Origin of the sequence: Campylobacter hepaticus, assembly GCF_001687475.2 — a bacterium.
Lineage (GTDB): Bacteria > Campylobacterota > Campylobacteria > Campylobacterales > Campylobacteraceae > Campylobacter_D > Campylobacter_D hepaticus.
Map to the genome: position 1 here is coordinate 1,278,258 of NZ_CP031611.1, position 12,891 is coordinate 1,291,148.

Consider the following 12,891-nt stretch of genomic DNA (forward strand, 5'->3'; position numbering starts at 1 on the left):
GATTTACTTAAAGAATATGATAAAAGCAATAAAAAAAAGAGCTTTTATGTTTATGTAATTAAAATGATTCTTTGGGTTTTTGGGGTTGTTGTTGGAGCGATTTATTTTGGTAATTTGTTTTTTGGACAATATTCTTTAGATACTTTGCTTTCTTTAGAAAATACTAAAAAAGAGCTTTATAAAAAAATTCTTTTACTTAAAGAGCAAAATGCTAAAGCACAAAAAGATTATTTTGAATTAAAAGGATTGTATCCCAATGAAAATTAAAATTTTAGGAATATTTTTGATTTTTTTAAGTTTATTGTATGCAGATGATAATCCTTTTAAAATGGATGAAAATATTAGTTTGGCTATTTTACCTCAGTTTCAAAAAGAAGAAGTTAAATTTAATTCTAGTGCAAGAATTTTAAAAAGTATTACTTTTAATTATATTAATTTAGATGGTAGTGAAGGCAGGGTAGATTTAGATATAAATAAAAGTATAGATTGGCATGATACTTATATCGTATCAAGATTTAAAAGCCCTGATCCTTCAAGAGTTCTTGATGTTTCAGTTACTATACCTGAAAATGGATCTAAGCAAGAGTCTAATATAACTGCTAATGTAGAAATTCCTTTAGAGGTGAGTAAAATTTATGATTTTATTTCTTATGCAGTTTATAAAAATAAAATCAAATTAATTACTACTGATGAGATGATTACTGATCTTTCAGTAGGAAACCCTAATAAAATAGTTATTGATTTTAGATCACGTTTTGTGAGTCCTACTAAAAATATACGTCTTAGTAATTCTATTTTTAAGCGTATTGATTTTGGATCACATAAGGGGTATTATAGGTTAGTGATTTATCTTGATGGGACTTATTATTATCATATACAAAAAGATGCTACAGGTTATATGATCAGTTTGTTTTGATAATATCATTGTGTTAATATTTGATTTGAGTATCATATTTTTATTTAAAATATAAACATGATACATTGAGAATTTTAATTTTTATAAGGGTTTTTTTAAGAATAAAATGATGAAAATCCTTGACTTTAGAATTATTTTTTGATAGAATTTCCGTTTTATCGGGGTGTAGCGCAGTCTGGTTAGCGCACTTGGTTTGGGACCAAGGGGCCGAAGGTTCGAATCCTTTCACCCCGACCATTTTTATGAATTATAAATGGTGAGTGTAGCTCAGTTGGTTAGAGCATCAGATTGTGGTCCTGAGGGTCGTGGGTTCAATCCCCATCACTCACCCCATTGAGAACGCTCGTAGCTCAACTGGATAGAGCAACAGACTTCGGATCTGTAGGTTGTGGGTTCGATTCCTATCGGGCGTACCACCAATTTTTACATGCGTTCATAGCTCAGCTGGATAGAGCAACGGCCTTCTAAGCCGTAGGTCAGAGGTTCGAATCCTCTTGGGCGTACCACTTTGCGGATGTGGTGAAATTGGCAGACACGCCAGACTTAGGATCTGGTGCAGCAATGCGTGAAGGTTCAAGTCCTTTCATCCGCACCACTATAAATCCTATTTTACCATACTTTTAGAGATTTTACTTAAATTACCCTGAAACCTTTGAAGTCCCATTGTATCATTTTGAATTATTTTAAAAAGGTAACCTTTTAGCATGTAACTTTTAATAGTAGCTGGATGAAAGGATAGTTATAAAATAGTCCTTTTCATCTGTTTAAGTTTAGCGGTAAAAAAGGTAAAATAAGCCCTAAAGCAAAAGGCAACCCAAGATAATTTTATTAAGTTTATAAGGCTTTGAAATACGCTATAATACAATAAAAATAATAAGGTTAAAATAGCGTTGATAGAAAGGATTGTATATACCCATAGGAAAAGGAAAGTATTTAAAAAGACACAAAGACAAAAGCAACACGCTTTTATCATTCCTTTATGCCCCATTTGGAACTAAAATGAATATATAAGAATAGCGCTTGCAAGAGTTAAAGAATACGAAAATGAGTTTAAAAAGTTTTTTAGTATTGGATACGCTTTAAATTCTAGCATTTTAATAAAAAATCTTTTTGAAGTATTTATACTAACTACAATATAAAAAACTTAAATCAATAACAAAAAGGACACACAAGAAATCTAATAAGTATTTTTAGTAATCATATTTAGAGCCATTAGAAAATATGCACTTAGATGAGCTTATGTTTTATAAGGTGCAAGAATTTTATAATGGAATGAAAAACAAAGCACTAGAACCAAAAACATATAATAAAGCCATTAAAGAAGTATTAAGCCTTATGATTAAATATGCAGTAAAAAATAAATGGATTAATAAAAATATTATGATGGGTTTAAAGCTTGATAAAGTGCAAGATAGAAGCTTACAAGACTTGATTTAGATATTTTTTATAAATACACTATATTAAACAATAAATGTGTTTTATTAAATGAAGATATTGAAGACTTTAAAATATTGTAAAGATTTTACTACAACTAAATATCGCTTTATTTCAAATTTGTTTTACAGCAGTTTTATTATAAAAACAAGAGTTATCTTGCTTGTTTTATTATCCTTTTACTTTAATTTTTATAAACTTTGTAATAAAAAATACAATATTTATTTAAGGATGAAGAGATGAAAATTATAGGTTTTGATATAGGAATTAATTCTATAGGTTGGGCTTTTTTAGAAAATGATGAATTAAAAGATTGCGGGGTTAGGATATTTACAAAAGCTGAAAATCCAAAAAACAAAGAATCTTTAGCCTTGTCTAGACGTAATCTAAGAAGTTCTAGAAAGCGTCTTAAAAGAAGAAAATTAAGATTAATTGCTATAAAACATATTCTTGCTAAAGAATTTAATTTAAATTATAAAGATTATATAGCAAATGATGGAGAACTACCCAAAGCTTATGAAGGTAAGCTAACAAGCATTTATGAGCTAAGATATAAAGCATTGACTCAGAAGTTAGAAGTTAAAGATTTAGCAAGAGTGATTTTGCATATAGCAAAACATCGTGGTTACATGAATAAAAACGAAAAAAAATCAAACCATACTGAAAAAAAGGAGAAATTTCAGATATTTTAAAAAATAATGCTTTAAAATTAAAAGAATATCAAAGTGTTGGAGAATATTTCTATAAAGAATTTTTCCAAAAATATAGAGAAAATACTAAAGATTTCACCAAAATCCGCAATACTAAAGATAATTACAATAATTGTGTTTTAGCAAGTGATTTAGAAAAATAATTAAAATTAATCTTAGAAAAACAAAGAGAATTTGGTTATAGTTATAGCAATGACTTTATCAAAGAAGTTATACAAGTTGCATTTTTTCAAAGACCATTAAAAGATTTTTCACACTTGGTGGGAACTTGTACTTTTTTTTGAGGAAGAAAAAAGAGCTTGTAAAAATTCATATAGTGCTTGGGAATTTGTGGCTTTAACTAAGATTGTTAATGAATTAAAAAGTTTAGAAAAAATAAGTGCAGAGCTTATATCAGCCCAAACAATAAATGAAATTTTAAATCATATCTTAGATAAAGGAAGCATTACTTATGAAAAATTTAGATCTTACATCAATCTACACGAAAGCATTAATTTTAAAAGTCTTAACTATGACAAGGATAATGAAGAAAATGCAAAATTAGTTGATTTTAAAAAATTAGTTGATTTTAAAAAAGCCCTAGGGGAACACTCTTTTAATAGGCAAGAACTAGATCAAATATCTACATATATTACTTTAATAAAAGATAATGTAAAGCTAAAAACTGCTTTAGAAAAATATAATTTAAGCAATGAGCAAATCAATAATTTACTAGAAATTGAATTTAATGATCATATCAATCTTAGTTTTAAAGCACTTAGTATGATACTTCCTTTGACGAGAGAAGGAAAAAAATATGATCAAGCATGTGAAATTGCAAATTTAAAACCAAAAACAATTAATCAAAAGCAAGATTTCCTTCCGGCTTTTTGCGATAGTATATTTGCTTATGAGCTTGCTAATCCTATTGTCAATAGAGCTATAAGTGAGTATAGAAAAGTCTTAAATGCTTTACTTAAAAAATATGGGAAAGTGCATAAAATTCATTTAGAATTAGCAAGAGATGTAGGACTTAGCAAGAAGGTAAAAGAAAAAATAGAAAAAGAACAAAAAGAAAATCAGGCCATCAATACATGGGCTTTAAATGAGTGTGATAATATGGGGCTTAAAACAAATGCTAAAAATATTTTAAAATTAAAACTATGGAAAGAACAAAAAGAAATTTGTATTTATAGCGGAAAGAAAATATCCATAGAACATTTAAAAGATGAAAAAGCTTTAGAGCTTGATCATATATATCCTTACTCAAGAAGTTTTGATAATTCATTTAGAAATAAGGTTTTGGTTTTTACTAAAGAAAATCAAGAAAAACTTAACAAAACTCCTTTTGAAGCTTTTGGAAAAAATGTAGAAAAATGGAATACAATTCAAACATTAGCTCAAAACCTTCCTTATCAAAAGAAAAGTAAAATTTTAGATGAAAATTTTAAAGATAAACAACAAGATTTTATTAATAGAAATTTAAATGACACAAGATATATTGCAAGCTTAATAGCTAAATATACAACACAATATTTAAATTTTTTACCTTTAAATGAAAATGAAAATACTAATTTAAAAAGCGGAGAAAAAGGAAGTAAAATCCACGTTCAAACTGTCAATGGTATGCTTACATCTGTTTTAAGACACACTTGGGGTTTTTCACAAAAAGATAGAAACAACTATCTTCATCACGCACTTGATGCTATTATAGTTGCTTATAGTACAAATTCAATCATAAAAGCTTTTTCTGATTTTAAGAAAAATCAAGAGCTTTTAAAAGCAAGACTTTATGCTAAAGAGCTTACAAGCGATAATTATAAGCATCAAGCTAAATTTTTTGAACCTTTTGAAGGATTTAGAGAAAAAATTTTAAGTAAAATAGATGAAGTATTTGTTTCAAAACCACCTAGAAAAAGAGCAAGAGGTGCTTTACATGAAGAAACTTTTTATTCTGAATATAAAATGATTAAAGAATATAATTCTAAAGAAGGTTTAAATATAGCATTAGATTGTAGAAAAATAAGGAAAATAGGCACAAAATATGTTAAAAATGTTACTATGGTAAGGGTTGATATCTTTAAAAAGCAAAACAAATTTTATGCCATACCTATTTATACTATGGATTTTGCCTTAGGAATTTTACCAAGTAAAATAGTAGTCTCTGGTAAAGATAAAAATAAAAATCCAAAACCATGGAAAGAAATAGATGAAAGTTACGAATTTTGTTTTTCATTATATAAAAATGATTTGATTTTGTTGCAGAAAAAAAATATGCAAGAAGCTGAATTTGCTTATTATAATAGTTTTGATATTGGTGGCTGTAGTATTTGTATTGAAAAACATGATAATAAATTTGAAAATTTAACATCTAATCAAAAATTGTTGTTTTCTAATGTAAAAGAAGGAAACGTCAAGGTTAAAGGTTTAGGAATTCAAAGATTAAAAATATTTGAAAAATATATTATAACTCCTCTTGGAGATAAAATAAAAGCAGATTTTCAGCCAAGAAAAAATATTTCTTTAAAATCAAGTAAAAAAAATGGCTTATGATGAAGCTTTTAAAAGTGTATTGATTGCAAATAAGGCAAAACTAAGCCTCGAGTTAAATCATCTTGTAATAAAACAAGATGATAAAGAGGCTAGAATTTTTTTAAAAGACATTAATTTTGTTGTATTAGAATCTTTACAAGCAAGTATTACTTCAAGCTTGCTTAGTGCTTTAGCTAAATATAAAATTATACTTTTAACCTGTGATCAATCTCATAATATAAATGGAATTTTTTCTCCATTTTTAGGGCATTTTATAAGTGCAAAAATAGCTAAAAAACAAATTGGAGTGAGTTTGCAAAGAAAAGCAATTTTATGGCAAAAGATTATTAAAAACAAAATTTCAAATCAAGCTTATATTTTAAAAATCGCCAATCATTCTAAAGAAGCTAAAGAACTTTTAAATATGGCTAAGAATGTAAATTTAAACGACTCTAAAAACTTAGAATCAACCGCAGCTGCTTTATATTTTAAAACTTTATTTGGTAAAGATTTTACAAGAAATGATATATGTTTTATAAATTCAGGATTAAATTATGGTTATGCTATTATAAGATCACTTATCATTAGAGCTATTTGTATAAGCGGACTTTTGCCATGGCAGGGTATAAAACATGATAATATTTACAATGATTTTAATCTTTGTGATGATTTGATAGAAGTTTTTAGACCATTGATTGACTTGTGTGTATTTAAGTTAAAAGATACAAAGGATAGTGAATTTTTAGACAAGCAAGCAAAACAAAAATTAATTGGTGTTTTACAAGAAGAAGTGGTATTTGAAAATAAATCTTACCCCTTAAACAGGGCTATAAATTTCTATGTTCAAAATTTTAAAAATGCTTTATTAGAAGATGATGAACTTATGATGGTAAATTTGTATGATAGAAGATAAATTTATGAGAGTTTTGTTGATGTTTGATATGCCCACCAAAAGCAAAAAGGATCAAAAAAACGCAAATAAATTTAGAACCTCATTAATAAAGCTTGGATTTTTTATGATGCAATTTAGTGTGTATGTTAAAATTTGCAAAGGATCAGTTTCAGCAAAAACAACGATAAAATCTATACAAAGAATTCTACCACCTTATGGAAATATAAGAGTTTTAACCATAACAGAAAAACAATTTGACAATATGCAAATCCTTTTAGGTGGAACTTCTTTTAATGAAAAAATAAATGATAATAAAAATTTAGTTTTATTTGAATATGATGAAAAAAGCAAAGAATTTAAATATTACAATGAAAAAATAAGTAAAGAAAAGAAAAAAACTAAGTTTATACAAGCTAGTTTATTTGAATTTTAATGGTTTTAAAGGGATTGTAACCCTGCGTGGATAACCAAAAACCACTTATTTTAGTCTCTTTTTAAATTTCTCTAGTAAGAATTATAACATAATTTTAGATCTTTTTCCATAGAAAAACATCTAATTTTCTTTATTTGATAAAAGTGTATTTTACCATAAAGAAGTTTAAAAAGAGACTAAAACAAAACCAACGCCAATACAAAAAGCGTCTGCATTTCTTACTTCTAAAGTACTTTGCGTGTAAAATCTTTTCGCCTTTGCAGTAATATCAGTTGTTACATCTTCAATGATAGTAGGAATATAAAGTCCGTGTTTCATATATTGAAAATCACCTGCTATTAAAACATCTCCCAGACCATATTTAGGACTTAATAATCTATGCATGTGAAAATTTACTGTCCCAAAATCTGTCTCAAGACTTATTACTTGACCTACCAATTTTGTTTCATTACCTAAAATTCTTGTAGCAAATTTATTAATAGCTCCTTTTAGATCTGCTCCTAAAAATACATCTTTAGGTGTGACCCCGCTATTCCAAATATTTTGTAAGATTTGATTAAGTTTATCTTCTGTAAGTTCAGTTGCAGTTCCGCTCCAGTCTCCTGCTTCATCAAAAGCTAGTACATTTCCACGATTTCCACCTGCAAATCTACTATTCCCTTTTGGCTACATAGTGAAAAATACCCGCCATTTCTCCACTTGTTGCTTCTTGCGCTTGAATATAATCTTTAAAAACCGATTTTTTTACATCATTATCTCTGCCTAAACCAAATAAAGCATATTCTATATCCATTTTATGCTCTTTAGTTTTTTTGCCGATTTGATATTCCATCTCATTGCCGCCATACTGATTAGCTTTTAAGGCTTTTGACACCATAACTTCTGTGATAAAAATTTGAGTAGCATTGGTAGTTTTTTGAGCAGTGTTTTTTGTTTCCCCTACAAATTTGCTCAATTCTAGATTTGCGTTTTTCTTTGGTTCTTCAAAAGTGTCTGTAAGCCAACTATGGGTTAAAGGATTTGTAACTTTTGAAGTGCCTATTTTATTAAAATTGGTGTTTCAGTAGCTCCAACTTTAATAATCGTTTCATATACTGATTGTTTTAACTTAACATTTTGTGTTGCGGGTGCTGTATGTCCCATTGAAGGTAAAGCCATTTTTGAATTCTCCTTAGTTTATTTTTAAGGATTTTTCCAAAAATGACTATTTCAAAAATAGTGTGTTTTGAAATAATTTAGATATTTTTTTAAACAAGACTATATAAAAACTATAAAATAAGTATAAATTAACTATAAAAAAAGTATAATTTAATTAAAATCAATAATAAGTTAAGATTTTTTAAGGAGCAAACAATGTCAAACATAAATGCTTTTTTATTTGGCTTTAAAAATATGTTTAATGCAGATATCCTTAAAGTTACATCTTTAAAAGATAGAAAAACTTTAATAAATGATTTTTATAAAAAATCAGAAGAATTAAGAAAACATAGTAATGAAGAGTATAACGCCAAATTCGAAAAAATCACAAAACAAAAATAAGGAAAACTAAAATGACAAAAACACAAGCTTTTGTAGATGGTTTTATAGGTAAGCCTATAAAAAATGAATGCTTTAATTTATGGGATTTAAATTCCATTATAAGAGAAAAACAAACAAAACTATATAAAGAAAATATTGAGTTTAGAGAGAAACAAATTGAAAAAATCACAAAAACAAAAAACACCTAATACTATTAAACAAGAAAATCAAAATAAAGAAATTCCACCTCAAACTTTCAATACTCAGTTTAACTTTCTTATGGAAAATGAGCTCAATGCTATAGCAAAACTTCCTTCAGATTTAGCAGATAGAACTATGACAATGCTAGAAAGATCTTTAGAATATAAAAAAGATAACGATAATAAAATATTAGATTTAGAAAATAAAAATTTAGAGATTAAAAGACAAGATATAAAATCTTATCATTTTTTGAATGGCCTTGGAATGGTATCTTTTCTACTTATAACTATTACTAGTATAAGTGTTGGATTGTATCTTATATTGAACGGACATAATGATGGTGCTTATTTTTCTTTTATATTCGGAGTGTTGGCACTTTTGCCTAAAATAATTGATTCTATAAAAAACAAACCTAAAAATTAATTTATATTTTAAAAAAAACAAGACAAATTAAAACCAACTTAACTTTATTTTTAACTTTGCTTGTTAGAATTTTAATTAAGAGTTTAAAAAAAAAGGGGGGGGGGGATTAATCCTCTTAGTAAAAAGAACAATTGATATACTTGTTCTTTATCTCTTGTTTATTTCATATGCGGTCACAATCCACTTATTTTTTGTCTTATTTCCATTCCAATTAGATTTTAGAATAATTTTATAATTATCTTTTACTATTTGTATGGCCTCATTTTGTCTGTGCTCAACTGTGCCATTTGTTATCACATCATTTAAGATATCAGCGTTAATTTCTTTATGTTTTTCAATTATTTTGCTTAAACCATATCCCTTTACTTCACTATTAGATGTTCTTACTTCTTCCCAAACCAAATCAATATCTCCTAAATCTTTCCTATGAAAAGCACCTGCTACCTGTCCTTGTTTTTCAATAAGTAATTTTTGTAAAGCACCTTTTCCATCATGATAATATTCTGCATAATTTTTACCAAATTCTTTTAAGGGTTGTATATTTAATTCTTGTTCGATTTTACCTCTTAAAGCGCTTGGAATATCTTTTTTATCCCTTTATGGGTGTTTTCTTTAGCATTGATTATCATCTGTCTAGTTAGGTTGTATTCAACAGTATTTAAATTCATCTTATCTAGAAAATCAAGCTTGTTATTTTTATTTTCTTTTAGAAAATTATCATATCTTTTTAGAATATCTTCACTAGCTTTTTTATCATCTTGTATTTTTTTATCAAGTTTTTGTTTTACGCTTTTTTTATTCTTTTTCTCTACTTCTTTAGCCTCAATATTTTCTTTTATATCTTCCATTAAGTTTTTTTAGGCTTAGCTTGGGTAGAATTAGAGATATTTGGTAGCCCATTCAATGAATTTTCATTTTTGCTACCTGGTTGGATGAAAGTTTGGATAATGCCAACATTTTCTTTAGTGTTTTTCTTGCTAACTTTTTCAAGTCTCGCTAAATCTTTTTCTTTAACTTTTGTTATATGTCTAACTTCTCGAGTATCTTTATTTACACCAAGTTTTCCTAATTTATTATCATTTAATCTTTTTGCTATTAAAGCTATATCCATTCTATTATTTTTATAAAAAAATGTAGGATTTTCCTTAATTTCTTTTATAAGTTTAAACACATCACTAGGCTTTTTAAACATCTCGTTATGTTTATTGGCTAAATATTCTAAGTCAGCTATAATCTCATCATTTGTAAGCTTTGCCAAATTTCTAACATTTGGAGAAACGCTTATTTTTACATTTAAATCACTGTTTGCTTTAGCTGGATCAGCTTTATCCATGAAAAAATTGTCACCTTTAATGACACCTTCTTTTATTAGTGCATCTTTTAATATTTTATTTTGCTCTTTATCTACTTTAATATAATTGTCTAAAGCATATTTAAAAATTCTACTTTGTTCTTTATCTGCTATTTTTATGTTTTTAAGATTAGATATAACTTCTTTATTGGTTTTAGCAAGTTTTATGGCATCTAGTATTTGATTTCTTAACGCTTGTTCTTTGGCACTTTTTAAAAAAGGAGCTAAAGCGTGAATTCTGGCGAAAATACTACTTATTAATATCCTATCAAAAACACCCTGTATTGTTGTAGCTATTGAAGAGTTTGTCTTTTTACCGCTACTGGCTAAAGCTGTCATTATTAAGTCTCTATTGTTATTGTATATCAAAGCGTATGTATTAATAACACCTTTAACATCTTTTAATTTTTTGCTTGAAAATTCAACATCTTCCAAATCTTTTGCTAAGGATTTAAAATCATACCCTATGTCTTCAATCCTATGTTTTTCTAATAAAGCATTCATTGTATGAGTTTCATTAGCTAATCTTTCTTGTTTATTCATACCTTTAAAAGCATTTTCTAAATTTTTATCTTCATTTATATTTCTAAGCCCTTTAACCAATCTATCAATAAGCCCTTCTTTTGTTTCTTGAGGCTTCATCATGCCTAAATAACTTTCTTTAAAATTTTCCTTTAAAGCAAAATTTTTATTTGCATTATCTAGGATTTCTTTTGCTAATGTCTTATCGCTAGCATTTCTTATCAACGCATCATCTAAAATTTCTTTTACTATTGCATAGGCTTGTTTTGTGTTGTATGTTTTATTTCCTGTGTTTAATTGCTTATTTATAGCCGTTCTTAATCCAAAAATTTGTTCCGCGCTTACTTCTTTCCCTTTTATTTCATCTAAATAGCTTTGTATGTTATTTTTTACATCTTGTTCTAAAAAATTATTATTTTTAAATTTTTCAAGCTTTGCTAAATCTTGACTAGTTAATATTATTTTTCCATTGTTAAGCTCATCTAATTTGCCTATAGCATCGCCATACTCTCGATTTATTCTATTCTCATAAGTGTGGTTATCTTTTTGCCAAGCTTTATAATCAAACTCGCCATTTAAACCTGTTTTATTCTTAAATACTTCATCTTGTTCTTTAATTATATTTAAAAAAGAAATACTAGTAAAAATTCTCTTATATTCATTGCATCAATCCTTGTTTTTTTAATTCTTCTACACTAACTTGCATTTTTTTACCCGCCCCATTGACCAATATTACATTACCATTAGCATCGGGTTCTGATATTTGAGCATTAATTCCATTAAAACTAACACTATGTAATTTTGGAGTATTTTGATTTTGCACCGCTAGTATATTTTTAGCTAAATTGTTTTGTATATTTTGACGAGTTGTTGAATTATCTACAATTACTGCATTTTTACTAGGTCTATTCTAGATTTTATCTTTAATGTAATAAGATTCAAAATCCTTTGCTAAGTGATCTCTAAAATATTTTAAATCTTTTTGTCTTTGCTCTTCATAAAGATGATTAATGTAAGGATTTTTTAAATTAGAAATTTTTGCCATTTGCTCATCATAATAAGCATTAATATTAGCTTGGGTAATAGCTATATAATCCCTTATTGCTTTTTCATATTCTTTAGCATTTATGGTTTGAGCTTTCCAAGCTGAAGGCTCTTTGTAAATTTCATCATACCTTGTTCTATTATAGTTTGTGTCTCTTCTAACCTTTTCATTATAAATACTATCGCTTATAAACTTAAATAAGCTATCTTGAGCATCATTTATATTATCTTCCCCAAAAAAATCCTTTTATGTTTTCCCATGTTCCATCCAAAAGACCTTGCCCATCATAATAAGAATCACCACCACCTTTTTTTATGGTATTAAATCTTTCTTGTATTGCTCTGATCTGAGGATTTGACTTTGTATAGCTTGGTAGATTAAGCATTGCTTGACTTGCCAAAATTTCATCTTTTATTTGTTTTGCATTTATTGCTTGCTGTTTTAAAGCATTTTGCATGGCATATTGTCTAGCTCTTTGGTTATAATTCATTTGCCATTGTTGATCTGCTATATTTGCTCTTTCCTTTTGATAATCAAAATTTCTTTCATTTTGCAAGATTTGATTATTTTGTATAGCCTCATTAAATTCCATTTGTTGTTTTCTAAGATCTTGCTCTTGTTGCCACTTTGAAAATTTTAAATTATCATTATAATTTTTATTGAGCACATCATATAATACCCCTCCGACTTTGCCAGCATTTTGAATAACATTGCCATCTGGGTTAAAAACTACTCTTTGTGGGTTATAATAAGCCATTTTTATCCTTTTATAATTAAATATAATTAAATAAAGGGTTTAAGGAAGATTTTTGTATAATTTTAGCAAGGGTTTGATGCTAAAGGGGCGCCAACCCCTTTAGCATTTAATCACGCCCAAAAAGGAGGCGATTAAATTGACTAATCAAGTTATAGTTATAATTATACTACTTTGTATA

Annotated in this window: 9 protein-coding genes, 5 tRNA genes and 4 pseudogenes; 14 read left to right on the forward strand and 4 right to left on the reverse strand. The window is 27.2% G+C overall.

Annotation, left to right across the window (positions count from 1 at the left end; all coding sequences use genetic code 11):
* Nucleotides 1-63 precede the first annotated feature (63 nt).
* From A2J15_RS06260 to cas2, 11 genes and pseudogenes are all read left to right on the forward strand, one after another.
* A complete protein-coding gene (locus A2J15_RS06260) occupies nt 64-267 on the forward strand; it encodes a hypothetical protein (protein ID WP_066777440.1) in 204 nt (67 codons plus the stop codon).
* Nucleotides 257-916 carry a glycoprotein CgpA gene (cgpA, locus tag A2J15_RS06265; protein WP_066777442.1) on the forward strand — a complete coding sequence of 220 codons (660 nt, stop codon included), beginning with the start codon at nt 257-259 and terminating at the stop codon, nt 914-916. The genes A2J15_RS06260 and cgpA overlap by 11 nt, the downstream gene beginning before the upstream one ends.
* A 159-nt stretch (nt 917-1,075) precedes the next feature.
* Nucleotides 1,076-1,153, forward strand: a tRNA-Pro gene (locus A2J15_RS06270).
* Nucleotides 1,154-1,172: 19 nt separating this feature from the next.
* Nucleotides 1,173-1,249: transfer RNA gene (locus tag A2J15_RS06275), tRNA-His, on the forward strand.
* Between the two features lie 6 nt (nt 1,250-1,255).
* Nucleotides 1,256-1,332, forward strand: a tRNA-Arg gene (locus A2J15_RS06280).
* Nucleotides 1,333-1,345: 13 nt separating this feature from the next.
* Nucleotides 1,346-1,422, forward strand: a tRNA-Arg gene (locus A2J15_RS06285).
* 4 nt (nt 1,423-1,426) lie between these two features.
* Nucleotides 1,427-1,511: transfer RNA gene (locus tag A2J15_RS06290), tRNA-Leu, on the forward strand.
* Between the two features lie 626 nt (nt 1,512-2,137).
* Entirely contained in the window at nt 2,138-2,353 is a 216-nt protein-coding gene (locus A2J15_RS07795) for a hypothetical protein (RefSeq protein ID WP_227655908.1), read from the forward strand.
* A 236-nt stretch (nt 2,354-2,589) separates the two neighbouring features.
* Nucleotides 2,590-5,592: pseudogene (gene cas9 / locus A2J15_RS06300) on the forward strand (type II CRISPR RNA-guided endonuclease Cas9).
* Nucleotides 5,582-6,484: a type II CRISPR-associated endonuclease Cas1 gene (gene cas1 / locus A2J15_RS06305; RefSeq protein WP_066777444.1), complete on the forward strand. Its 903-nt coding sequence runs from the start codon at nt 5,582-5,584 to the stop codon at nt 6,482-6,484. The pseudogene cas9 and the gene cas1 overlap by 11 nt, the downstream one beginning before the upstream one ends.
* Nucleotides 6,471-6,896, forward strand: a complete 426-nt coding sequence (gene cas2 / locus A2J15_RS06310) for a CRISPR-associated endonuclease Cas2 (RefSeq protein ID WP_066777447.1) — start codon at nt 6,471-6,473, stop codon at nt 6,894-6,896. Before cas1 ends, cas2 begins: the two co-directional genes overlap by 14 nt.
* 165 nt (nt 6,897-7,061) lie before the next feature.
* Here the strand turns inward: cas2 and A2J15_RS06315 are convergent.
* Nucleotides 7,062-8,054, reverse strand: a pseudogene (locus A2J15_RS06315) (SU10 major capsid protein).
* 195 nt (nt 8,055-8,249) lie between these two features.
* On the opposite strand from A2J15_RS06315, the gene A2J15_RS06320 reads away from it, so the two are divergent.
* The 3 genes from A2J15_RS06320 to A2J15_RS06325 are packed head-to-tail and all read left to right on the forward strand — an operon-like array spanning nt 8,250 to nt 9,038.
* Nucleotides 8,250-8,435 carry a hypothetical protein gene (locus tag A2J15_RS06320; RefSeq protein ID WP_066777450.1) on the forward strand — a complete coding sequence of 62 codons (186 nt, stop codon included), beginning with the start codon at nt 8,250-8,252 and terminating at the stop codon, nt 8,433-8,435.
* Nucleotides 8,436-8,446: 11 nt separating this feature from the next.
* Entirely contained in the window at nt 8,447-8,623 is a 177-nt protein-coding gene (locus A2J15_RS07600; RefSeq protein ID WP_162876108.1) for a hypothetical protein, read from the forward strand.
* Nucleotides 8,592-9,038, forward strand: coding sequence for a hypothetical protein (locus A2J15_RS06325; RefSeq protein WP_066777452.1), 447 nt, complete (start codon nt 8,592-8,594; stop codon nt 9,036-9,038). The genes A2J15_RS07600 and A2J15_RS06325 overlap by 32 nt, the downstream gene beginning before the upstream one ends.
* 147 nt (nt 9,039-9,185) lie before the next feature.
* Here A2J15_RS06325 and A2J15_RS07800 read toward each other — a convergent pair whose 3' ends face one another.
* The 3 genes and pseudogenes from A2J15_RS07800 to A2J15_RS06335 form a co-directional block, all read right to left on the reverse strand.
* Nucleotides 9,186-9,440 carry a putative barnase/colicin E5 family endoribonuclease gene (locus A2J15_RS07800; RefSeq protein WP_066777454.1) on the reverse strand — a complete coding sequence of 85 codons (255 nt, stop codon included), beginning with the start codon at nt 9,438-9,440 and terminating at the stop codon, nt 9,186-9,188.
* A 164-nt stretch (nt 9,441-9,604) separates the two neighbouring features.
* Nucleotides 9,605-11,550, reverse strand: a pseudogene (locus A2J15_RS06330) (hypothetical protein); the annotation flags it as partial.
* 19 nt (nt 11,551-11,569) lie between these two features.
* Nucleotides 11,570-12,713: pseudogene (locus A2J15_RS06335) on the reverse strand (hypothetical protein).
* Nucleotides 12,714-12,891: the final 178 nt, after the last annotated feature.